The organism is Halomonas cupida, from assembly GCF_900142755.1.
In the GTDB taxonomy this organism is placed as follows: Bacteria; Pseudomonadota; Gammaproteobacteria; order Pseudomonadales; family Halomonadaceae; genus Halomonas; species Halomonas cupida.
The window spans coordinates 39,038-62,368 of the sequence record NZ_FRCA01000002.1 but is presented as its reverse complement, the minus strand read 5'-3'; the positions used below and the strand labels follow the sequence as shown (position 1 = coordinate 62,368).

22 protein-coding genes are annotated in these 23,331 nt (G+C 59.5%); 12 read left to right on the top strand and 10 right to left on the bottom strand.

Going from position 1 to position 23,331, the window contains the following annotated elements:
• Positions 1-65 precede the first annotated feature (65 nt).
• The gene (locus BUE38_RS04530) at positions 66-968 is read right to left on the bottom strand and encodes a DMT family transporter (protein WP_073433865.1); all 903 of its coding nucleotides are present in this window, start codon (positions 966-968) and stop codon (positions 66-68) included.
• Positions 969-1,132: 164 nt separating this feature from the next.
• Between BUE38_RS04530 and BUE38_RS04525 the strand changes: the two genes are divergently transcribed.
• Positions 1,133-1,843, top strand: a complete 711-nt coding sequence (locus tag BUE38_RS04525; protein ID WP_073433864.1) for an aspartate/glutamate racemase family protein — start codon at positions 1,133-1,135, stop codon at positions 1,841-1,843.
• A gap of 117 nt (positions 1,844-1,960) precedes the next feature.
• Positions 1,961-2,824, top strand: coding sequence for an MOSC domain-containing protein (locus tag BUE38_RS04520; protein ID WP_073433863.1), 864 nt, complete (start codon positions 1,961-1,963; stop codon positions 2,822-2,824).
• A 19-nt stretch (positions 2,825-2,843) separates the two neighbouring features.
• Here the strand turns inward: BUE38_RS04520 and BUE38_RS04515 are convergent, their stop codons facing one another.
• Entirely contained in the window at positions 2,844-3,320 is a 477-nt protein-coding gene (locus BUE38_RS04515) for a nucleoside deaminase (protein ID WP_073433862.1), read from the bottom strand.
• Between the two features lie 533 nt (positions 3,321-3,853).
• Here BUE38_RS04515 and BUE38_RS04510 point away from each other — a divergent pair.
• Positions 3,854-4,393, top strand: coding sequence for a DUF6624 domain-containing protein (locus BUE38_RS04510; RefSeq protein WP_143166198.1), 540 nt, complete (start codon positions 3,854-3,856; stop codon positions 4,391-4,393).
• 36 nt (positions 4,394-4,429) lie between these two features.
• Here BUE38_RS04510 and BUE38_RS04505 read toward each other — a convergent pair whose 3' ends face one another.
• Genes BUE38_RS04505 through BUE38_RS04490 form a run of 4 tightly spaced genes read right to left on the bottom strand, consistent with a single transcriptional unit; the run spans position 4,430 to position 7,780 of the window.
• Positions 4,430-5,092: a response regulator transcription factor gene (locus BUE38_RS04505; RefSeq protein ID WP_234986764.1), complete on the bottom strand. Its 663-nt coding sequence runs from the start codon at positions 5,090-5,092 to the stop codon at positions 4,430-4,432.
• A gap of 18 nt (positions 5,093-5,110) precedes the next feature.
• Entirely contained in the window at positions 5,111-6,472 is a 1,362-nt protein-coding gene (locus BUE38_RS04500; RefSeq protein ID WP_073433860.1) for a sensor histidine kinase, read from the bottom strand.
• 16 nt (positions 6,473-6,488) lie between these two features.
• Complete coding sequence (locus tag BUE38_RS04495) at positions 6,489-7,148, bottom strand: 2OG-Fe(II) oxygenase (protein ID WP_073433859.1); 660 nt, start codon at positions 7,146-7,148, stop codon at positions 6,489-6,491.
• On the bottom strand, positions 7,145-7,780 hold the full coding sequence (locus BUE38_RS04490) for a CoA pyrophosphatase (protein ID WP_073433858.1): 636 nt from the start codon (positions 7,778-7,780) through the stop codon (positions 7,145-7,147). Before BUE38_RS04490 ends, BUE38_RS04495 begins: the two co-directional genes overlap by 4 nt.
• 81 nt (positions 7,781-7,861) lie before the next feature.
• Between BUE38_RS04490 and BUE38_RS04485 the strand changes: the two genes are divergently transcribed.
• The gene (locus tag BUE38_RS04485; protein WP_073433857.1) at positions 7,862-8,419 is read left to right on the top strand and encodes an NUDIX hydrolase; all 558 of its coding nucleotides are present in this window, start codon (positions 7,862-7,864) and stop codon (positions 8,417-8,419) included.
• A gap of 18 nt (positions 8,420-8,437) precedes the next feature.
• On the opposite strand, the gene BUE38_RS04480 is transcribed toward BUE38_RS04485, so the two are convergent.
• Positions 8,438-8,749: a YqfO family protein gene (locus BUE38_RS04480; RefSeq protein ID WP_073433856.1), complete on the bottom strand. Its 312-nt coding sequence runs from the start codon at positions 8,747-8,749 to the stop codon at positions 8,438-8,440.
• A 106-nt stretch (positions 8,750-8,855) separates the two neighbouring features.
• On the opposite strand from BUE38_RS04480, the gene BUE38_RS04475 reads away from it, so the two are divergent.
• Positions 8,856-9,680, top strand: coding sequence for a fructosamine kinase family protein (locus tag BUE38_RS04475; RefSeq protein WP_073433855.1), 825 nt, complete (start codon positions 8,856-8,858; stop codon positions 9,678-9,680).
• Between the two features lie 15 nt (positions 9,681-9,695).
• Here BUE38_RS04475 and BUE38_RS04470 read toward each other — a convergent pair whose 3' ends face one another.
• The gene (locus tag BUE38_RS04470) at positions 9,696-10,589 is read right to left on the bottom strand and encodes an alpha/beta fold hydrolase (protein WP_073433854.1); all 894 of its coding nucleotides are present in this window, start codon (positions 10,587-10,589) and stop codon (positions 9,696-9,698) included.
• 303 nt (positions 10,590-10,892) lie between these two features.
• On the opposite strand from BUE38_RS04470, the gene BUE38_RS04465 reads away from it, so the two are divergent.
• From BUE38_RS04465 to BUE38_RS04445, 5 genes are all read left to right on the top strand, one after another.
• A complete protein-coding gene (locus BUE38_RS04465) occupies positions 10,893-12,350 on the top strand; it encodes a TolC family outer membrane protein (protein ID WP_084541719.1) in 1,458 nt (485 codons plus the stop codon).
• A gap of 191 nt (positions 12,351-12,541) precedes the next feature.
• Positions 12,542-13,999, top strand: coding sequence for an efflux RND transporter periplasmic adaptor subunit (locus tag BUE38_RS04460; RefSeq protein WP_073433853.1), 1,458 nt, complete (start codon positions 12,542-12,544; stop codon positions 13,997-13,999).
• Complete coding sequence (locus tag BUE38_RS04455) at positions 13,996-17,193, top strand: efflux RND transporter permease subunit (protein WP_073433852.1); 3,198 nt, start codon at positions 13,996-13,998, stop codon at positions 17,191-17,193. Before BUE38_RS04460 ends, BUE38_RS04455 begins: the two co-directional genes overlap by 4 nt.
• Positions 17,194-17,464: 271 nt before the next feature.
• The gene (locus BUE38_RS04450) at positions 17,465-18,181 is read left to right on the top strand and encodes a hypothetical protein (RefSeq protein ID WP_073433851.1); all 717 of its coding nucleotides are present in this window, start codon (positions 17,465-17,467) and stop codon (positions 18,179-18,181) included.
• 53 nt (positions 18,182-18,234) lie between these two features.
• Positions 18,235-18,438 carry a hypothetical protein gene (locus tag BUE38_RS04445; RefSeq protein WP_073433850.1) on the top strand — a complete coding sequence of 68 codons (204 nt, stop codon included), beginning with the start codon at positions 18,235-18,237 and terminating at the stop codon, positions 18,436-18,438.
• A 63-nt stretch (positions 18,439-18,501) separates the two neighbouring features.
• Here BUE38_RS04445 and BUE38_RS04440 read toward each other — a convergent pair whose 3' ends face one another.
• Positions 18,502-19,152, bottom strand: a complete 651-nt coding sequence (locus BUE38_RS04440; RefSeq protein ID WP_307725399.1) for a TetR family transcriptional regulator — start codon at positions 19,150-19,152, stop codon at positions 18,502-18,504.
• 200 nt (positions 19,153-19,352) lie between these two features.
• Between BUE38_RS04440 and BUE38_RS04435 the strand changes: the two genes are divergently transcribed.
• Positions 19,353-20,387, top strand: coding sequence for a succinylglutamate desuccinylase/aspartoacylase family protein (locus BUE38_RS04435; RefSeq protein ID WP_073433849.1), 1,035 nt, complete (start codon positions 19,353-19,355; stop codon positions 20,385-20,387).
• Between the two features lie 27 nt (positions 20,388-20,414).
• Here the strand turns inward: BUE38_RS04435 and dusA are convergent, their stop codons facing one another.
• Positions 20,415-21,440 (bottom strand): tRNA dihydrouridine(20/20a) synthase DusA, encoded by a 1,026-nt coding sequence (dusA, locus tag BUE38_RS04430; RefSeq protein ID WP_073433848.1) that lies wholly within the window; start codon positions 21,438-21,440, stop codon positions 20,415-20,417.
• Positions 21,441-22,264: 824 nt separating this feature from the next.
• Here dusA and BUE38_RS04420 point away from each other — a divergent pair.
• Positions 22,265-23,212, top strand: a complete 948-nt coding sequence (locus BUE38_RS04420) for a hypothetical protein (protein WP_073433846.1) — start codon at positions 22,265-22,267, stop codon at positions 23,210-23,212.
• The last annotated feature ends 119 nt before the right edge of the window (positions 23,213-23,331 follow it).

The window sequence follows — 23,331 nt, the reverse complement described above, 5'->3', positions numbered from 1 at the left end:
CCCCGTCCATGTCATGTGGGTCTGCTCGCCACTCGTGGCTCGCTGCTCGTAGCTTTTTTGGTCCTCTACTCCGTAGTGCAGGGGGCGCGCCGCCCCCGTCGCCGCCAATGGGGCAGCATGCCGGTTGCCACAGCGGTGCCGCCGAGCGTGATGGCCATGCCGAGCAGAATGCGCCAGGTCAGCACTTCATCCAGCAGCAGGTAGCCCCACAACAGTGCACTGACCGGGACCAGGAATGTCACGGTGGATGCTGCCGTGGCCCCGGCACTGGCCAGCACGCTGAAGAACAGCAGGAAGGCGACAGCGGTGGACAGCGTGGCCAGCGCCAGAGCACTGGCCCACGCCATACCGCTGATAGGGGCTTCGGGCCACAGCATCAGCCCCGGTATCAACAGCACCAGCCCTGAGATACTGCAGCTCCCAGCGGCCAGCACCCTGACTGGTAGGTGGCTCAGGTGGGTCTTCGAGTAGTTGCCGGCAAGTCCGTAGAAGAAGGTGGCGCCGAGCACTGCGAGGATAAACCAGCCATCCCCCCCGATATCGAAATCCAACCGATCGCCGGACAGGACATAGATGCCGAAGAAAGCCGTGGCCAGGCCAATGTACTGACGTTTCTGGATGGATGTGGCAAACCACAGAGCACCGATCAGAGCGGTAAATATCGGTGTGGTGGCGTTGATCAGTGAGGTAAAGCCGGCTTCCAGCTGCAGAGTGGCCAATGCCAATAGCGAGAACGGAATGACATGGTTGATGAAGCCGAGCAGGGCGAGTTTGCCGATATTGTCGCGCACCAGCTGCAGGTAATTGCGAGACATCAGTAATGGCAGTAGTAGCAGGGCACCGAGCCCCATGCGAACCAGGATCAGTGGTACGACACCGAACTCCGGCGATGCCACGCGCATGAAGATGAACGACATTCCCCAGAGCGTCGACAGGAGAAAGAGTTTCAGCGTATCCCTGGTGGACATGGTAGTGATCCCTACGATGATTCAAGACTCCATGGTAGGGGGAATTACCGTTTCGGCATAGCCACATTCGGTAGTGGCTGGGGCATCTTTCCACGTGTGAGGTATGCTGGGGCCACGAGCAGCATGCGTTGGTCATGACTGCTGTGACTCACCAGGAGAGACACATGAAGACCATTGGATTGTTGGGCGGCATGAGCTGGGAATCCACGGTGAGCTATTACCAGGTCATCAACCGCGCGGTCGGTCAGGTACTCGGAGGCCATCATTCGGCGAAGATCGTGCTGGTCAGTGTCGACTTTGCCGAGGTCGAGAGCTTGCAGCATCAGGGCCGCTGGGATGATGCAGGAGAGATGCTGGCCGATGCGGCCCACAAGGCCGAAATGGCCGGCGCGGAGTTGCTGGTGCTGTGCACCAACACCATGCACAAGGTGGCACGCTGTATCGAGAAGGCCGTGGAAATTCCGCTGCTGCACATTGCCGATGCCACCGCCGATGCGTTGATTGCGGATGGAATCCGGCGCGTCGGACTGCTGGGCACTTCGTTCACCATGGAGCAGCCTTTCTATCGCGAACGGCTCGAGAGCTACGGCCTTGAAGTCCTGACTCCAGAGCGGCCGGCCCGAGAGAACGTGCACCGCATCATCTACGATGAACTGTGTCATGGGGAGATCAAGGAAGACTCCCGTGCGTTTATGCTGTCTGCCATCGACGAGCTTTCCCGCAACGATGCCCAGGCGGTTATCCTTGGTTGTACCGAGATCGCCTTGCTGGTGACCAGCGAACACACTCAGGTTCCGCTCTACGACACTGCTACCATCCATGCCCTCCGGGCGGTGGAGCTGGCACTTGGCCATGCCGGGTCGGGGACGATATAAACGACTACTCAGTTCTGGAAATCGGCCCAGTTCTGGAAATCGGCTCAGTTCTGGGAAGCGGCTCAGTTCTGGGAAGCGGTACAGGCCAGAGAATCAGAAAAAAGGAGTTCGAGACGTTTGATCATCACTGAACTGAATTGTTATCCCGTCAAGTCGTTGCAGGGCATCGCGCTGGAGCGGGCCGAGCTGACGGAGCATGGACTCGCTCACGACCGGCAGTGGATGCTGGTGAATAGCGATGGATGTTTCGTGACCCAGCGTGAAGTCCCGGCGCTGGCCACTATCGGTGTGGCGCTGGATGACTCATGTCTGACATTGAGTCACCCCGGTATGCCCGACCTTGAAGTGAGTCTCGAAGCCGGTCTGCAACCGTCCGGGGAGAGCGTGCGTGAGGTACGTGTCTGGAAGTCCGATTGCCGGGCGCTGGATGAAGGCGACGAGGCTACGGCCTGGCTGAATGACGTGCTGGGGCCTCAGGGTGTCAGTGGGTTGCGTCTGGTACGTTTCGCGCCTGATCAGCGCCGTGAGGTGGAGCATGACTATCTGCATGAAGGTGAGCCGGGCCGAGTACATACGGCATTCGCCGATGGCTACCCGGTCCTGATCACCAGCGAGATATCATTGGCAGCCCTCAACCGGCATCTGGCAGACAAGGGCGAGACAGCGGTTCCCATGACACGCTTCCGTCCCAACATTGTCGTGTCGGGAGCGGCGCAGGCCTTTGGTGAGCGCGATTGGCAGACGCTGTCCGGGCCCGGCTATCGCCTTGGTGTCCGCAAGCCCTGCAAGCGCTGCAAGATCATCACCATTGACCAAAGCAGCGGCAGGATTCCGTCGATCAAGGAGCCGCTGCGCAGTCTGGTCGAACTGAAAACCCAGCCGGGCTGGAAGGGTGCCTTCTTCGGACAGAACGCGATTATCGAAAGTGGTGTCGGTGCGACCTTGAAGCTTGGTGATGAGCTGGCCATCAGTGGGATCTGACCATCATCGGTCCTGACTGTCAGGATCCTGAATGCAGGCGGCGGTGGAGGTCCCGGATCTGTTCGGCGAGTGCCGGCGCCGGGCCTTCCACCTGAGCATTCGGGACGATAGCCGTAATCGGCAACGGCGCTACCGGCCCGTTGGCCACGCCCAGCTCCTCCAACCATTCTCCCAGTTGCCGTGACGAACTGGCATAGACGATCCTGCCCAGCCCGACCCAGCCGTGGGCCGCCGCACACATGGGACAATGTTCTCCCGAGGTATACACCGTGGCGTCAGCCCTTTCGTCGGGAGTCATGTGTTCTGCCGCCCAGCGGGCGATGGCGAACTCCGGGTGCTGGGTCGCGTCACCGCCCGCGACATGGTTGTGATCCTCGAAACATACCTTTCCCTGGGCATCGACCAGCACCGAACCAAAGGGCTCATCGCCCTTGTTCAGGGCCTGCTTGGCCAGCTCGACGCAGCGCTTCAGGTGTTCCATATCGATACTGTTCATGACAACGTCTCCTGTGGTTGAGAGATGAGACCCGCCGATTCTTGAGGCAAACCCAGCGGTGTGATGCCACGTGGCAAGGAGGGGATACAGAGCCTTCACCGGGTAAATCCAGAGCCTTCAGCGGATGAACTCAGAGCCTTCAGCGGGTGAATCTGAAGCCTTCAGCGGGTGAATCTGAAGCCTTCAGCGGGTGAATCCAGAGCCTTCAGCGGGTAAATCTAGAACCTTCAGCATGGTCAATTAGGCACAGAAACACGAATACTCCCGAACGAGCGTAGATCATGCCATTTCTCCTACGAACCTCTCTCCGATTGGCTATTGTCGCCAAGCACAATCCCGTCAAGGCTAGACCCCAGTGGCTCACGATTCGGTAGCGCTCTACGGGGGCCGTGTCGTTGGTGACAGTTGCTGCTGATGGGAGCTGCTACTGATGGAAGTTGTTGTGGGTGCGAGCTATTGACGCTCGACGACAGTATCTCTCCGCGAACAATGCACGAGTCGCACCGCGGAGCGGCGGGAGGGAGGATGCCGTAGTGAACTGGACGCTGGCTCAGTCAATGAGTGCACTGGAACAGGAAAATCGGACGCTGATGGACGAGTTGGAGGCGTCGGGCGAAATCGTTCCGGCGGATTATCACCCTCGGGTCAGGGCGCTACACCAGATCAGCGCTCGGAGCCTGGCACAGGCACTGGATGTGTATGGCTGGCCGGACGAGCGACTGGTCGGTGACGAGGCCTCACGGGCGGCCTGGCGCATCGCAATGCAGGCGGTGTTCGATGTGACCTTCATGGAGCGCTGTCGGCAGGCGCTGCGCGAGGCCGTGGGGCGAGGAGCGGCCCGGGCCTGGCAGCTGGCGTTTCTGGAGGATCGTATTCGCCTGATGACCGGGCGTCCGCAGCGCTATGGGACCCAACTGGAGATAGGTGCGGATGGCTGGCCGGTGCCGTGGATGATCGAGGATCCCGACAAGGTCGACCTGAGACGAGCTGTCATGGGACTGGAGCCTCTGGCCGCGCGCCTCGGTCGAGCGAAGGTCAGGCGAGAGATGGGGCTTGCCAAGCGCCGTGTTTGATGCCGTCCGGGCCAGGCGTCAAACGGGTCTGATCATTCAGTCCCGAGGGAGCTCGTGATCGGGCAGGATATCCACCAGCTCGAGCGCTACGCTCAGACGAATCAGGTGCGCCAGACTGGTCGCGCCCAGCGCCTTCATGATGCGCTGTCGATACACCTCCACGGTCTTGGCGCTCAGCGCCAGGTGCTCGGCAATCTCGCGACTGGTGAAGCCACAGGCCACTTCCTTGAGGATATCCTGCTCTCTGGGACGCAGAGCAGCATAACGCTGGTGCAGGCTGGCCAGACGTTGCTGGCGATCGGCGCGCTCGCGCTGTTCGGCCAGTACCTGCTGGAGGATATCGATCATTTGCTGCTGATTGAACGGCTTCTCGATGAAATCCACGGCTCCGGCCTTGAGCGCTGAAACGGCCATGGCAACATCGCCATGCCCGGTGATCATGATGACCGGAGGGCAGGCATCGAGGCCCTGTAATCGCTGCTGCACCTGGAGGCCACTCAGCCCCGGCATGCGGACATCGAGCAGGATGGCATCATGCTGTTGCGGATCGTCATCGAGAAAGGCATCGCCACTGGCGTAGGCCCTTGTATGCAGTCCCACGGAATCAAGCAGCCAGCTCAGCGATTCACGCAGATCATCGTCGTCATCGACGATCGCCACATGGGGTATTGTCGAGGTCGATGGATTACTGTCGATCAAGGCGGTCTCCGTGGCAGGTCATGGTTCGTGGCAGATCATGGTTCGTGGTAGAGCGTTGTCCGGGGTGCTGGGAAGAATGACGCGAAAGATGGCACCGGTCATGCCAGCACGTTCGACGGTCTCGTCGCCCTGGGTCTCATGGCACTGTTCTGCATCACCGCTTCGCGACCCCGCCGAAACCAGTACAAGGTTACCGCCCATGGCTTCCGCCAGTGAATGGCTGATCGAAAGGCCCAGCCCGACCTGTTGCTCAGGGGCTGGGGTGCGGGGAGAGGCGACCAGCGGTGCGAGAACCCGATCGACCTGATCGGCAGTGATACCGGGACCATTGTCCCGGACGTCGACGGCGACCTCCCAGGCCGAGAGTTGCCAGGCGCAGACCTGAATGCGCCCCTCAGTGTCTTGAGGGAGATCGTCCTGCCTGAGATCGTCCGGGTTATCTGAACAATGGTCGCGGTGATCATCATTGGCGGGGCGTCGGCAGGCCTCCTCGGCATTGAGGATCAGGTTGACCAGTATCTGCTCCATGGCGATGGCGTCGGCTTGTACCCTGGGCAGATCATCATCGACACTGATGTCGAGTACAACGCCCTGTTGTTCGCATTGCCACTGGCAGAGCTGGCGCACCGCCGCCAGAATGTCGCCGATGTCCAGCGCCTGGCAGCGCACATCGCCATTGCGCACGAACTGGCGAATGTGGCGCAGGCGTGCGGAGAGGCGTTCGATCTGGTCGTTGATCCGCTGCAGTGGTATCGCCAGTTGCGAGGCCGGCTGACCCGGCTGGCGTTTCAGCTGCATCAGCGCGCCACTGGCATAGTTGCTCATGGTGGCCAGAGGCTGGTTGCACTCATGGGCGATATTGCTGGCCAGCTCCCCGAGCATGGCGCGACGGTTGGCATGGGCGACCTGCTGCTGGAGTCGTCGAGTCTGGGCCTCGGCGTCCAGCCGGCGGCTGACATCCCGCGATACGCAGAGAATGTCGATCAGTTCCCCGTCAGTCGCTCGCCGTGTCCGGCTGGTTGTCTCGAACCACACATAGTGGCCAGAACGAGCGCGGAAACGATAGGTCTGCTGGTAGAAGCCTTCGTGGTAATAGATGCGTGGCGACTTTGCCAGCAGGGCGCGCAGATCGTCGGGGTGAAAGAGATCGTAGGCCGAGACCCCGATCAGTTCCTCCGGGTCGTAACCGAGTAGATCGCGGGCCGCCCGGGAGGCATAGAGAAAGACGCCGTTCTGGTCATGGCGAGAGATCAGATCGGTGGTGCTTTCGGCCAGCCACTGGAAATGCTGCTTTTCACTCTCCAGTTGACGCACGCGCTCTTCCAGCGCCTGGATGCGCTGGCTGTCGGTGACTGACGCTGGTGATGGCTTGTCCGGCATCCTGGTACCTCTGTGATCAGCGTGCGGGGTCGACGACCCCGCCCAGCGAGGCATTGCGGCGAAACCACCCGGCGATACTGGCCCTGGGCTGACGGGTAGGCAGTACTTCATGGGGGACCTGTTCGGCGAGGAAACACACGAAGGTGCCGGCCTCGGGGGACACCCGCGCGACTTCCCTGTCTGGATCATGCCGGTCGAAGATCACCATCTCGCCGCCGGCATCCCGGGGCCAGTCGGGATTGAAATAGCCTACCGTGGATACCACTCGGTTGGCACGTCCGCGGAAGCTGTCCAGATGGCGGCGATAGAAGGCTCCTGCTGGATAATGCGCGAAGTGTGCTTCGTACTCGAAGAGTCCCAGATAGAGGCTGGCGTTGAGTGCCAGTTGCAGCTCTGCCATGGCATCGAGGTAGCGACGCTGGGCGAGAGTCTCACGATCCAGCCAGTGAATGGCGTCACCGCGGATATCCTCGCGCAACTCGTGGTCCTTGCCTCGGCCGATACCTGCGCGATTCATCGACTGCTGTTCGGCGCGTCCCATGACCTCCTGATGAAGTGCCTGGCACAGGGCAGGGTCCAGTATCTGCGGGCCGATGAACCAGCCATGTTCGACCAGGGAATCGATCAGAGTGTTGACCTGGGTAGCGGAGAAGTGACAGGAGTCCGGGTAGCTCATGGCTGTGGTGCTCGACGAGAGGGCAGGTGGCGTAGTTTACCCTCGGGCTGGTCGAAAAGACTCAGAGGTAGATCAAATCCTTCTGCGAGCAACTCCACCAGCATCATCGCCGAGAGACCCCAGATCACGAAGTCCTCGCCCTGTGGTGACGGAATCCGGTAGCTAGGCACATAGATATTGCGGCCATCGACAGGAATCACGTCGGTATGGGTACGGCAATCGTCGAGGAAGTGCTGGAGAGGAACCTCGAAGATGGCGTCGAGTTCGTTCTCGTCGGCTACCAGTTGCAGGTCCGGCGGGATCACACCAACGAAGGGAGTGACCTTGATGCCGTGCAGGGACAGCACGTCGGACAACTGGCCGAGGATTTCGACTCGCTCGCGGGGTAGAGCGATTTCCTCGCTGGATTCGCGCAGTGCAGTATCGAGAAGGTCGCTATCCTGCGGCTCCCGCTTGCCGCCGGGAAAGGCGACCTGACCGCTGTGAGTGGAGAGGTGACCGGCACGCCGGGTGAACAGCAGTGTCGGTTCGGGACGCCTGACCAACGGGATCAATACCGCTGCCTCGGGGAGACGAAGGCGGATGCGTCTGGGGTGAAGTCCTTGCAGCTGTTCGCGAAGTTTCTCTAACATGGGGATTCCATCGGGTTTGATCTCTTGTAACCAGCACGTGGTAAAGGCGTCAAGCCCGACCAGTATCCTCACGGGAGCGACATGAACTATTGCAGCCACTGTGGACAGCCGGTCAGTTTCGCGATTCCCGAGGGAGACGACCGTCCACGTTATCTATGCCGCTCCTGTGGCACCATCCACTATCAGAACCCCCGTATCGTGGCCGGAACACTGCCGGTGCGTGGCAGCCGAGTGCTGTTGTGTCGGCGAGCCATTGAACCTCGGTTGGGGTACTGGACCCTGCCCGCCGGCTTCATGGAAAATGCCGAGACCACCCCCGAGGCGGCGGCCCGGGAAACCCGTGAGGAAGCCTGCGCCGAGGTCGAGTTACAGGGGCTTTATACGCTGATCAACCTGCCGCATATCAATCAGGTGTTCATGATCTTCCGCAGTGAGCTCAAGGGCGAGTTTGCTCCCGGAATCGAAAGCCTCGAGGTCGCGTTGTTCGAGGAACAGGAGATTCCCTGGCAGGAGCTGGCGTTTCCCACGGTGGAGCGCACTTTACGCCATTACTTCAAGGATCGTCAGCAGGAGCATTATCCGCTGCACATCAGCGATATCACCATGGAAGACCGGCGATTGTTCTTTGATCTGGATTGATTCTGCACAGGGTCTGGCTCAGAACTCCGCCAGGCGCCAGACATCGAAGGCCGGCTCTTCATAGGGGTGAGCCAGTCGGAGGGCCGCGACCGCTGCGGCGATCAGCTCATCCTCGCAGACCAGCTCCACCTTGAGTTCGTTGACGGTTTCCAGTGCGCCCACGTCACCGATATGTGGATTGGCGCCGTCGAGAGGGCGAAACTGACCTCGTCCCGGCGTCTGGAAGCAACAGGCTTCGTAGTTGCCGATGCGGCCGGCACCCGTGGCGAAGATGGCTTCCTTGACGGTTTCGGCGTCGTCTTCGGGAACGAAGAAGGCAAGCTTGTACATGGTGGCCTCCTGGGCATCACAGTCGTGGTGGGCATAACAGAAACGGACATTCGAGTGGCAGAATCCTGTTGTTGGAATCTGCGTGACAGAAAGAGATAGATAGAGCATGCAGCTTGTACAGGCCATTGAGCAACTCGGACTCGACCTGCTGTCTCCGCCACGGATGATGTCAGGAGGCGATATCGCCGAGGTTCGCCTGGTCGAGACCAGGCAGGGCCTGGTGGTCGCCAAACGGGATGATCCCGGGCGCCTTGCGGGTGAGGCGGAGGGGCTGCGGGCGCTGGCTGCCCAGGCCAGCCCGCTGGTGATTCCTGAAGTCATCGGTCTGGTGGGTCCGTGGCTGTTTCTCGAGGCTCTCGAGCCTGGCCCACCTCAACCGGTCCGGTTGGGAGAAGGGCTGCGTGCCCTGCATGCGAACGACTGGCCGGAGCATGGCTGGGTGCGGGACAACGCCTGTGGCCGTACACCGCAACCCAATACCCATTGCCGGGATGGCCGTGAGTTTCAGCGTCGCCAGCGATTGTTGCCTTTGACTGAACTGGCGACACGGCAAGGGCTGTTGAGTGAGGGCGAATGTGTGCGTCTGGTGGCCGTGGCCGATGGGCTGGAGACCTGGTTATCGGACGCCCCAGCCAGCTTGGTTCACGGTGACCTGTGGTCCGGGAACCTGCTGTATTCGAGCCGTGGACCGGCGCTGATCGACCCTGCGGTGTACTGCCACTATCCTGAAGTCGATCTCGCCATGCTGACCCTGTTCGGAGCGCCGGGTGATGACTTCTTCGACGCCTACTGGAATGGTTCCGCCCCGCACGACTGGCCGAGGCGAGAGGCACTATTCCAGCTCTATCCACTACTCAATCACCTGGTGTTGTTCGGCGCCGCTTATCGGGGGCGTCTGCTCTCGGCACTGACTCTGCTGGAAGCGTATTGATCCAGCATTGAACCGTCAGCCGAACAGCCGGCGCAACCAACTGGTGCTGGTCTGTTTCTCTGGTGCGGGTTCGAACTCACGCTGGAGGAATTCACGAACCGGCGCTACCTGGGACTCGCGGTCCAGCATCGGAGCATGGCCACAGCCGGGGACTTCAAGCGTCGTCAGTGAGGGTTTACGTTCGGCCATGCTTTCGACGCTTTCACGGGACAGCAGTGTGGAGTCCTCGCCGCGGATGACCATCAGTGGGCACTCGATGGCATCCCAGTCGGCCCAGGTGTCGCGCGGCGTGTCGTGGACGAATTGCTCACCGATGCGGGGGTCGTAATGATAGCTCCAACTGCCGTCCGGCAGACGGCGGGCACTGCTCAGTACCAGCTCGCGCCAGACATTCTCGTCGTCGATGCCGAAGCCGCTGTAATGGCTGCGGAGTTCCGCGTCGAGCTGGCTGAAGCGGCTGAAACGGTAGGGAATGGCGAAGTAGGTGGCCAGCTCGGTCAAGCCCTCGCGGCTGAGTTCCGGGCCCACGTCATTGAGCACCAGACGCCTGATGCGTCCACGTGTGTTCGGGTCGGCGGCGAGCAACATTCCCAGCAGCCCACCCATGGAGGTACCGACCCAGTCAACATTTTCCAGTTGGAAATGGTCGAGAATGGCGATGGCAATCGTCATGTAATGAGAATAGAGATAGTCATGGGCAGGATAGAGTGACCAGCTGGATAGACCCCGCCCGGGAGTATCGGGTGCAATGACCCGCCATTCGGGGCCGAGCACACGTGCCATCTGCGCGAAGTCGCCGCCGTGACGAGCGAGACCATGCCAGGCGACAACTGTGTTGGTGGCTTCGGGGTGCCAGATGCGTACAGCAACTTCCAGCTCTCTGACCTTCAGTGTCTCGAGGCGATCCATACTGTCTCCAATGGTTCAGCGTCTATAGTGCAGGACGATGTGTTGTAAGGGGCTGCTCGTTGTACGAAGTAGTGCGTTGTACGAAATTGTGTGTTGTTCGAGGCAAAGTGTTGTACGAGGCAAGGATGCGGTGACTCGATTCGCGAATATTGCTGCTATGCAGCATAGTTGATTGGTAGATGAATGGTGCGAAATCAGGAAATTTTCACCATCCTTGCATGAACGGCGGTAGAATCAAGCGATAAACATGCGACAATGTATGTAAATGGATTTCCATCAGGATCTAGACTCGAGGAACTTTCAATGACGCCATCCCGTCTCGACATGCCAGCCCGGCCTGCTCGTGTCATGTTTCGCAGGAAGCTGCTTGGTGCGATGGTGGCTGCGATGCTGGCCGGACAGGCCCAGGCGGCTGACCTGCTCGCCATCACCCGTGATGCGCTGGACAACAACTCCGAACTGGCGGCCGCCCGAGCTACAACCAACAGTGTAGAAGAAGGCCGTGACGTCGAGCGTGCGGACTTGCTGCCACAGGTAAATGCCTCCGGTGAAGTTGCCTACAACCACATCTTCGAAAGTCAGTCCCAGGCCGGCTTCAGTGGTACCGCAGGTGACGACTCCTACGCCAGCTATGGGCTCAACCTGCAGGCAACCCAGGCGCTCTATGACGCTATCAATAGCCGCGAGGTCGGTGTCGCCGAACGACAGATTGACCAGCAGACCTATGTGCAGGCTTCAACTGAGCAGCAGGTACTGATCGACACCTCTTCTGCCTATTTTGATATTCTGCGTGCCTACGACATTCTCGAGGCGCGTCTGGCGCAGGAGCGTGCCATCGGTCGTCAGTTGGAGCAGGCTCAGGAGCAGTTCGATGTAGGCCTGATCGCCATCACTGAGGTCGAGGAAGCTCGTGCCAGCTTCGACCAGTCGCGTGCGGATCGCATTGCCGCCGAGAGTGACCTTCAGGTAGCCTTCGAAGCTCTCGAGCGCCTGACCGGCAAGCAGTACGATAGTATCGAGCGTCTCCAGGACGATCTGCCGATAGCTCTGCCTGAGCCCGCCAGTCGTGAAGCCTGGATTGACCTGGCGCTGGAGAACAACCCCGCGGTGCTGGCACAGCAAGCCGGTGTGGAAGTGGCACGACAGCAGGTTGACGTCGCTCGTGCTGGCCATCTGCCCCAGGTCAATGCGTTTGCCAATTATGCCTACAGCGATAGCGACAACGACGCGGTGACCAATTACGACTCCAACGGTCAGATCGGTGTCAATGCGACACTGCCGATCTACACCGGTGGCCGTACCAGCGCTTCGATTCGTCAGTCGACCTATGCGCTCGAGTCCACTCAGTACGATTTCGAGTCCCAGCGTCGCGAAGCGATTCTGCAGGTCCGTTCGCTGTACACCCAGGTCAGCAACGACGTGTCCACTGTTGCCGCTCGTCAACAGGCTATCGTTTCCAATCAGAGTGCGCTGGACGCGACTCGGGCTGGTTACGAGGTCGGGACGCGTAACATCGTCGACGTGTTGAATGCCGAGCAGAACCTGTACAACGCCATTGCCGATTACGCGGATGCTCGTTACGACTATGTCGTGGATCTTCTGTCGCTGCGTCGTCAGTCCGGCCTGCTCGACGAAGAGGCGATTGCGCAGGTCAACCGTTTCCTCACTGGTGAAGGGCAGGTCAATTTCACTCTGCCGGAACAGGGAGATGTCTACGATACGTCCATGGATATCGGTGAGCGCCCTCAGCTCGAGCAGTAGCAGTGTCAATCGGTGATAACCAACCATTGATGTTAACCAACAACGGCACGGCAGGCCGATGAGCCTGTCGACAATGACACGGCGGGACCAGGATCTCGTCGGCGATAATGCGGTGAGTCAGAGACTGCAGCGATGCAGTCTCTGATTCGTTCCTGACGCCCATATAACGACCCCTTAAAGGAACCACAGGGATGAAAATCTTCTTCTCTCAAGGTCGCCCTCTGGTGGCCCTGGCAACGGCACTGTTGATTGCCGGCTGTGGCCAGGACGAGGCTGCGTCCCAGCAGGCAGGCGCCGGGGGCGAGCAACAGATGCCGCCCAAGGCGGTTGAGGTGGCGACACTTCAGCGACAGAACATTCCCCTCGACAAGTCCTATCCATCGAAGCTGAGAAGCGACGAGGAAGTGACGCTGGTGGCGCGTGTAACCGGCTACCTGGAAGAGCGCAAGTTCGAGCCCGGCGATATGGTCGAAGCGGGCCAGAGTCTGTATGCCATCGAGCCGGATCTTTACCAGTCCACGGTGGAACAGCGTGAGGCGGACCTGGCCAGCGCCCAGGCGGAACTGGCGCGTGCTCAGCGCGATTCCGAGCGCTTTCAGCAGTTGGCGGCCCAGAACTCGGTGAGTCGCCAGCAGGTCGATCAGGCGCTCGCCGACGCTCGCGTAGCAAGGGCCAGTGTTGCCCAGGCACAGGCAGCGTTGAACAGTGCGCGGCTTGACCTCAACTATGCCGACGTCAAGGCGCCGGTTTCCGGCCTGATCAGCTTGAGTCAGGTGAATGTCGGAAACCTCGTGAGCTCCGGTACTGAACTGGCAACCATCACGCCTCTGGATCCACTGGAAGTACGCTTCCAGTTGCCGCAGCGTGATGCCTTCGAGCTACGTCAGCAACTGCAGGGCCAGGAAATTGCCGATATCGGTGCGATGCTCGAGGTTCCCGGCATGGAAGGTCAGCCCGGTGCCGAGCTCCAGGGACATCTCGAGTTCCTGGGTGCTCGCGTCGACAGCGGCACCAGCACCGTGCAGGCCCAGGCGAGCTTTGCCAATCCTGAAGGTGCGATCCTGCCGGGGCAGTTCGTGCGCGTGCGACTGCAGGGTATGAAGCGCTTCAACGTACTGGCAGTGCCTGAACTGGCCATGACCCAGGGGCTGATGGGTCCACAGGTCTTTGTGTTGGATGAGGACAACACCGCACGTGCTCGTCCGGTGCAGTTGGGCGAGCCTGCTGGCCCCTGGCAGATTCTGGTCGGCGGCATCGAGGCCGGTGAGCGCGTGGTGGTCGGTGATCCCTCGTCCATCCAGCCGGGGATGCCCATCGAGGCGCAGCCCTTTGATGGCGATGCAGCGGCACTGATGGACCGCTTCATGCAGGAGAAGCAACAGCAGCAGGCCCAGCAACAGGCAGCGGCTGGTGGTGGCGCTCCGGCCGAGGAAGGAGCTGCGCAGCAGGGCGCTTCCGAGGAAGCGGCAGCGGGCAATGAGGCAGCCGCCCCGGAGCAGGCCGAGCCGTCTGACACCGAGTCTTCTGCCGACAATGCTGCCGAAGCCGCGCCTGCCAACAGCGCCGATGCTGCCCAGCAGGTGCCGATGAGCGGCGACGGCGAGTCCGATCCGGAGGCGCAGGAGGCGCAGGGAGCGGGTAACGAATGAATTTCGCCAACTTCTTCATCAAGCGACCGATCTTTGCCTCGGTTCTGGCGATTATCCTGACCATCATCGGTGCCATGAGCATGCGGGTACTGCCCATCGAGCAGTATCCCTCGGTGGTGCCGCCGACGGTATCGGTCTCTGCCTCCTTCCCGGGGGCAGATGCCGAAACCGTGGCGCAGACGGTGGCAGCGCCGCTGGCGGAGGCGATCAATGGTGTCGAGGACATGCTCTACATGAACTCGACCAGCTCCGACAATGGCTCCATGAGCCTGAGTGTGGCCTTCAACATCGGAACTGACGGTGATATCAACACCATCAACGTCAACAACCGAGTTCAGGGTGCACTGTCTCAGCTTCCTGAAGCCGTGCAGCAGCAGGGCGTGCAGGTCGAGTTGCGTTCGAGCCAGATCCTGATGCTGATAGCGTTGATTTCGCCGACCGGCGACTACAACGACGTCTACATGCAGAACTATGCAACACTGAACATTCTCGACGAACTGCGCCAGGTTCCTGGTGTTGGTGAGGCCGAGGTGCTCGGTGGTGGCGAGTTCGCCATGCGTATCTGGATGGATCCCAACAAGCTTGCCGAATACGACCTGACGCCGAGCGAAGTGGCAACGGCCATCAAGGCCCAGAACACCGAGATACCAGCTGGTAATCTAGCCGCGACGCCGACCGACAACCCGCGTGCCTTCACCTACACGATTACTGCAGGTGGACGACTGTCGAGTGCGGACGAGTTCCGCAACATTCTGCTGCGTACCAACCCCGATGGCTCCTCCTTGAAGCTTGAGGATGTGGCACGGATCGAGCTTGGCGCGTCCTTCTATGGTGTCGAGGCACGCCTCAACGGCGCTACCATGACGCCGATCATCATCAACCAGCAGCCCGGGGCCAATGCCCTGGAAACGGCTGAGATGATCAAGGCGAAGATGGACGAGTTGCAGGGACGCTTCCCGCCCGGCCTGGAATACGTGGTGCCCTACGACACTACGCTGTTCATCGATGCCTCGGTGGAAACCGTGCTGCACACCTTCATCGAGGCGTTCCTGATCGTTGGTGTGATCCTGTTCATCTTCCTGCAGAACTGGCGCTTCACCGTCATTGCCATGTCGGTGGTACCGGTGTCGGTGTTGGCAACTTTTGCCGGCTTCTTTGTCTTCGGCTTCTCGATCAACCTGCTGACGCTGTTCGCCATGGTACTGGCGATAGGTATCGTGGTGGACGATGCGATACTGGTGGTGGAGAACGTCGAGCGGGTGCTGTCCGAGGATGAGGACATCACGGTGCGCCAGGCGACTGTGGAAGCCATGCGTGAAGTAGGTGGGCCGGTTATCGCCACGTCACTGATCATGGCGGCGGTGTTCGTACCGGTGGCGTTCCTCGGCGGCTTCACCGGGCAGATCTATCAGCAGTTTGCTCTGACCATCGCCATTTCGGTGGCGTTCTCGGCGCTGATGGCTCTGACCTTCACACCGGCGCTGTCGGCGATCTTCATCAAGCATGACCTGCATCGCAAGGAATCGGCCTTCATGCGTGCGGTGCGTACGCCGCTGCGTCTGTTCGATCGCTTCTTTGCCGGTGTAACCGCGGTGTTCATGAAGGTGGTGAAGCTGCTGGTACGGGCCTGGGTGCTTACCCTGGCGCTGGTCGCATTGGTGCTGGTCGGCTCCTGGTGGCTGTACGAAAACACCCCCTCGACCCTGGTGCCGGAGACCGATCAGGGCATCGTGCTGGCCGCTGTGACCTTACCGGACTCGGCCTCGCTGGCACGTACCCGGGAATACATGTCGCAGCTCAGTGAGCGAATCGAGGAGGTGCCGGGTGTGCAGTACTCCTCAGCCATTGCCGGCTACGACATGTTGACCAGCTCGGTGAATACCGCCCGAGGGATCATCTTCATCAACATGGAGCCCTGGGACGAGCGCGAGACTACGGCGACGGACCTGATTGGCCGCATCATGCAGATTGGCGGTGAACTGGACGGGGGCTCGGTGATGGCCTTCAACATGCCGCCGATCATGGGCCTGTCGACCACCGGTGGTTTCACCGGCTATCTGCAGTCCTATGGCGGTGCCACACCGGAAGAGATCTACCAAGCATCTCTCAAGGTGATGGGGGCTGCCGCCCAGGACCCGATGCTGGCGCAGGTGTTCACCACCTTCAGCGTCAATGTGCCGTCCTTCCGTGCCGATATCGATCAGCAGAAGGCCCTCAGTTACGGCGTCTCCTTGACTGACCTGAACGCGACCCTGGCCAATACCTTTGGTAACGGCTTCGTCAACTTCTTCAGTTACCAGAACCGTAATTTCCAGGTCTACCTGCAGAACGAGTCGGAATACCGCGATACGCCGGAAGACATCAACCATGTCTATGTGCGCGGCGGTGATGGCGAACGGATTCCGCTCTCGGAGTTCGTGACCCTCGAGCGTCAGGCGGCGCCGGCAGCGGTAACGCGCTTTGGTGTCTACTCGGCAGCCCAGTTCCAGGGCGGCCCTGCGCCAGGGTACTCCTCGACTCAGGCGCTCCAGCGGATGGAACAGATCGTCCAGGATACGCTGGGCGGCGAATGGGGCATGGGCTGGACCGGTACCGCCTATCAGGAGAGCTCCCAGGGCAATGCCGGTACCATCGCTATTGTCTTCGGTATGGTCATGATCTTCCTGATTCTGGCGGCGCAGTACGAGAGTTGGTCGTTGCCATTGGCGGTACTCACGGCAACGCCGTTCGCGGTGCTGGGTAGTATTTCGGGTATCGCCATGCGCGGACTGGATACCAGTGTCTACGTGCAGATCGGTCTGCTGGTGGTGATCGGCCTGGCGGCGAAGAACGCCATCCTGATCGTCGAGTTTGCCGAGCTGCAGCGCAAGGAGATGGGCAAGAGCATTCGCGAGGCGGCCGTCATTGCGGCAGAGCTGCGTTTCCGTCCCATCGTCATGACCTCACTGGCGTTCATCTTCGGTACCTTGCCGTTGGCTCTGGCGACTGGTGCCAGTGACACCAGCAGCCACCACATCGGTACTACGGTGGCGGTGGGGATGGCATCGGTGGCAATTCTCGGTAGCTGCTTCGTGCCATCCTTCTACGCGATGATTGCCACTCTGTCGCACAGGATGTTCGGCAGTAAGGAACACGAGGATGACACCAGCAAGGAGCAACAGGACGACACCCGCGAGGAGCCGAATCGGGGATAACTCGATAGGTACTCTCGATAGCCACAGCCTGCTGTAACCTTGAAAACACCGCCTTCGGGCGGTGTTTTTTTGGTTTATTGAAAGATGGCGGGGTAGCCGTGATTGGCGCTTCAATACCGTATTGGGCGTACTGAATCGAATCTTGTATCGCAAAAATGCTGCGCTGCAGGGTGCTGTTGTCAAAAGAGAAAGTCAGCACATTGAGGCTGATCACAGCTATGCTGATAGATATAGGTCAAGCAGGTCAGCTTCGGCAGAAGGAGGGAGTACCATGGATATCGAGCTCATCAGGGGCGTAGCACTCAGCTTTCCTCTGATCTTCTTCACCATCCTGTTGCCTGTGGTGGGGCTCTATTGGCTGCTGGTGGCAGTACGCCTGTTGCCACTGCAGGTATTCGAGCATGACAGCCTGCGGGATGACCATCTGGCCAGCACCATGGTCTCGCTGGGCTTTGCCGGTATTCCGGTCACCATTGCCCTGAGTGTGCTCTGGCTGTATGCGGGCCTCATTACGCTCGCGGCGGAGCTGCTGGTGCTGCACTGGTTCGATCTGGCGTTGGTGGTCATTCCGTTGGGCATGGTCGTACTGTGGGCATCATTTGCACTGGCCTCACCGCTGGCGGCGCGTACCTGTCGGGCGATGGCAAGGAAATGGCGGGATCATCCAGCTCTTTGCCAGCGCTGTCTGCTGGGCGAGCGGGTGCAGGTGGTCGGCTATGCCGACGATTCAGGCTGCTGCCGTGCTGTATTGTGCAGCGATGGTACTCGGGAGGTCTGTCTGAAGGGCAAGCCGGGGTCCATGCCTCAGGGCGGCGAAACGCGCGTGCTGGTCAAGTATCTGAGTGGCGAGGACCGTTTCCGCTCCGTGGCGGAGAAGGATTTCCTCGATGCCCGGGCGCGGCTGGTGCATCTCAAGCTGATTGATCGGCATGAACGGCCCCACTATGAGGAAGAAAACGGCAATCACGCCCATTCCCACCATCACTAGGCCCATTTTTGCCTCACCATGGTATTAACCCGGCATGCTTTCATGTTGGGTTAATGACGGCACAGGGACGTGCCGCCGTCGGCCACCAGGCCGACGCGAGACCGCACCACACCAGCAGATCCGTGCATCTGCGCCAGTGGGGTGCGGACGACAATCAAATCGATCAGGATGAGCTATTTGATTGCCATGTTAATAGTGAGGCGATTCACCAGGCGCTGCGCTTGAGCGCTCTGCTGCGCGGAGATGCCCAGGGATAGTCGCTCAAGGGTAGCTCTCAGAAGGGATAGCTCTCAGAAGGGATAACTCCTGGAGATAGTCGCTCAGGCGCGGTGCATCAGGGCAATCAGGGTATCGATCAACTGCGGCCCCTCGTCGCGGAGCGAGTAATTGTCCGGTGCCCGCAACCATTCCCAGAACTGACCACTGAGCGTGAAGTGAAAGAGCTGGGTGGCCTGCTCCGGTGCCAGCCCCTCGCGCAGTTGCTCTCGTGCTTGAGCTTCGCGGAAGTGGCGCAGGAACACCTCGCGACACTCGTCGGTGATCTCGTCCTTGACCTCCAGCGGGTCGAACTCCGTGGTGCGTTCACAGTGATGCAGCAGAATGCTGTGTACACGCCGATGGTGCGGCGTATCGAGATGCAGGATGCCGGCATGACAGCCAAGGCGCAGCGCCTCGAGAGGGCGCTCTTCCAGGGAAGGATCATCAAGGGCGGCAATCAGATCCTCGAACGGCATGCGCACGCGGTCGATCATGGCGCGAAAGAGATCGCCCTTGTTGCGGAAGTGCCAGTAGAGGGCCCCCCGAGTGACGCCAGCGCGCCGCGAGATCTGGTCCAGCGATGCATTGGCAACACCACGCTCGAGGAAGACTTCTTCCGCTGCGTCGAGCAGTGCTTCTCGAGTGGCGGCAGCTTCGGCCTTGGTACGACGAGCCATGGTGGCGGGCAATCTCCTCAGGTTGATGGTGTTCATTCTACCTCATTCGACTGGTGTGCAGGAGGCAAAATTGGTACATATGTCTCAGAAAAATGGACTCGTTTTAGCGACATCGCCGGGGTATAAGGGGGCACAGGAAGCGATGCCTGGCCGAGGCATGTCCAACCCGGCCTGAGCCGTACTTCCCGCGTCCCTGTCGCTGTGTCGGCAGGCATCAATCGGTACAAGGAACTACCATGGCTCGTGCTCCCTTTGAATTGGCCGGGGTTCGTGTCGCCCCCGGCACTCGTGCGCAGATTGAAGTCCCCATTGCCAAGCTCTATACCCATGCCCCGCTGGACATCCCGGTGGAGGTGGTACACGGACGCCAGGCCGGGCCGACCCTGTTGGTCTGCAGCGCCATCCATGGCGACGAGATCAATGGTGTCGAGATCGTGCGCCGCCTGCTGCGTTCACGCCAGATCAACCGGCTGCGTGGTACCCTGATCGCGGTACCGATCGTCAATATCTTCGGCTTCGTCCAGCACTCCCGCTATCTACCGGACCGACGTGATCTCAACCGCTGCTTCCCGGGCACCGAATCCGGTTCGCTGGGCGGACGTATTGCTGCCCTGTTCCGCGAACAGATCGTCGATCACGCCACCCACATCATCGATCTGCATACTGGCGCCATTCACCGCACCAACCTGCCGCAGATTCGTGCCCAACTGGATGAGGCTGGCGAAGAGACCCGGCGCATGGCCGATGCCTTTGGCGCGCCGGTGATTCTCAATGCCGAGCTGCGAGAAGGAAGCCTGCGCCATTACGCCCAGGGCCGCGGTATTCCCGTGCTGACCTACGAGGCAGGCGAGGCGCTGCGTTTTGATGAGTGGGCAATTGCTTCCGGGGTGCGTGGTGTGCTGCGCGTAATGCGGCGCCTGGGAATGCTGGCGGGTGAGCAGCGGCATCGGGCACCGCCAGCGGCAGAAGTGGCCAATGGCTCAAGTTGGGCTCGCGCGCCGATCGACGGCATCCTGCGCCCGCGTGCACGGCTTGGCGCACGGGTGTCGCGAGGGGAGGTGTTGGGTATCGTTTCCGACCCCTTCGGCAACGAGGAGGGTGAGGTACTGGCCATGGCCGATGGCATCGTGATCGGTGCCAGCCGCCTGCCACTGGCCAATGAGGGCGAGGCACTGTTCCACATCGCTCGCTTCGACGAGATCGATGAAGCTGAGAGTGCCATCGAGACCTTCCACTCGGGGCTCGAGCCACCGCCCGACGCCCTTTACTGAGGGCATTCCGTTAGCGAAACGGCCGGTTCAGGCGATACCTGAACTGACCGCACCCTGAACCGAAACCTCCGGAACCAGGCCCAGGGCATCGTCGAACACGCTGAGCCCGGCGCCTTCACGGTGGGCGTTCTCGGACAGGTGGCGACGGAAGCGACGACCGCCGGGGCAGCCCTGGAACAGGCCCAGCAAGTGACGGGTGATATGGTTCAGCCTGGCGCCTTCCTCAAGGCGGCGAGCGATGTAGGCGCGCATGGCCTGAGCAGCCTCATGACGGCTGGCAGCCGGCCCCGGCGTGCCGTACAGGGCCTCATCGACACCGGCCAGCAGCCAGGGATTTTGATAGGCCTCGCGACCGATCATCACGCTATCGACATGCTCCAGTTGCCCACGGCACTCATCCAGCGTCTTGATACCGCCGTTGATGCCGATATGCAGCTCGGGCCGGCTGGCCTTGAGGCGATGAACGCGCGGATAGTTGAGCGGCGGAACATCACGGTTTTCCTTGGGTGACAGTCCCTGAAGCCAGGCCTTGCGTGCATGGACGATGAACACCTCGCAACCGGCATCGGCAACCTGCTGGATGAAGCGCTCCAGGTCGGCATCCTCATCCTGCTCATCGATACCGATACGGCACTTCACGGTGACCGGAATCGACACCGACTCACGCATGGCTCGCACCGCCGTGGCCACCTTGTCCGGATGACCCATCAGACAGGCCCCGATCAGGTTGTTCTGCACACGGTCACTGGGACAACCGACATTGAGATTGACCTCGTCGTAGCCCCATTCCTCGGCAATCGCCGCACATTCCGCGAGCTCACCGGGATCACTACCGCCGAGCTGCAGTGCAAGGGGATGCTCGACGGCATCGTATCCTAGGAACCGCTCACGCGGCCGCCCATGCAGAATGGCCCCGGTGGTCACCATCTCGGTATACAGCAGAGCCTGCCGAGTCAGCGTACGCGCAAAGACTCGGTAATCACGGGTAGTCCAATCCATCATCGGGGCGATGGAAAACCGACGGGCCTCGGATACATGGGGTTGTTCAGTCATTTCAACCACTTGCGTTTTTCGCGATACTGTATATTCATACCGTTAAATACCCTGATATACCGCCAGAAACCTCTCTTGGTGTACCAGCTTATGGGTTTTGACCTATTTCAGTGGATAGGTGGTACACCATGGCAACTTTCCAGAAGCGCGGCACTCGATGGCGCGCCATTGTACGCAAGAAAGGCCACCCGGCACAGAGTAAGACATTCAGTACCAGGCTCGAGCCCTGGTGTTGGCCTGACAGGTGGAAGATGATATCGAGGCTGGAGTGCTCGGACAGAGGCCGATGCCAGCTGTAGGAGACATTATCAATGGACACCTGGTACACCTCGATCGCGCATTGGATCGAGGCCGCAAGAATCGTGCTTTGCGCACTCTCTAATCCCGCCTTGAACACGAAAACCGCCAGTTGACCGTGTGTTGGATCAACTTGTGGTTTCGCCGTGGGCCAGTGGTTGGCATGGCGCTATCCAACTCTCTCCGCTAGCCGGTATTGATTTCTATGAGGAAAATTTCCAATAACGCACGTTTAAGGTCTGCCAGAGCTATCTCGTCCCGGGCTTTCCTGCGTTGGGCCTTCTGTATTCACCTGGAGTAATCCGAATCCTGTTGTGGTGACTCACCTTGAGGAGAGTAGGGGGCTCATATTTTCCATCGAGTGGTTTTCCAACAGCCTTTAGCTGCAGGCCATGAGGGTGGCTACAAATAATTACCAATATATTTTGACAAAACTATAAGCATGTCTATCTTTCGTGGCAGGCTGTTTAATTAGATTTCAAAAATATATAAACCGACTTTTCACGCGATAACTGTTGGGCGACAAAATGAAACCAATTAGCAACATCGATAGTGTTGGGGATGGCGCTGTGTCCAATATCATGGATTTGGACCTTGAGTTCATCAAGAAACGTATTACAGTTCAGCCGCCATATTTTGCATTCGATAGACTGTATCAGCATAGAGAGGATGATTGGGATATTTACGGTGAGTTCTGCCCGGAACAATGCCCCGGGGCAGAAGACGGGATAGTTTCGATAGCAGAAGCAGGACGCCATCTGGCAATATTGGGAACGTGCGCCGCATCGCTTTATGATCATGAAGACGAAGCCATATATTACCTCGCTACACGTGCAACAGGAAGTATTTACCACTACGAGATTCCCGGAGAACAGAAGTTTCAATCGGAGCGGTTAACAGCACGGGCACGTATTACTGGACGTCATCGAAAGATCTTGCAGGCTCATACTGAGCTGGTTTTTGAAAACACCGCTCTGATGTCGATAAAAGTGGAGTACTATATAATACCTTATAAGCTGTTTTCTCGTCTTTTTTCCAAAAATCATCATCCTGGATTCGGCCTGGCAGAGACAGGTCCGTCACCATACAAACGACCCATGGCGCTTGATTTTGAAGTACCTGGAGATCAAGGCTTGACGGCACACTCCGCCGATGACTCTCATGGCCAATGCCTGGGACATTTTACTGGCTATCCCATGTGGCCCGTAGCAATCATTGTGTATAGCGCTGGTCAGGTTGTGGCAGAGTTGATGAAGTATTTGATAAAAGACGATTCCATGAAGTATAGAATACATGATATCGAAGTTGATGCTTTCCAGCTTACACCGGTCAGTGTGCGGCTCTCTTTTCATGCCAAGCTGTTGAAAACCAGCGAAGATGGACTTTTTTCCGTGTCATGTAGAGTGGTAGGTGGTGGTCAGGATGTCGCCAAAATTGACATGCAATGCTTTCCAGGTGTAGAGGCGTCGTTATAAAAAACTACATGTACCGATCTTCGGCATGTGAGTGCCAGGACCTGTTCTTCTGTAGCGACGACCAGCTCGCCGGCCACCGAATCCTGCCGCAGTTGATGGGCATCATTCCTCAGAATACC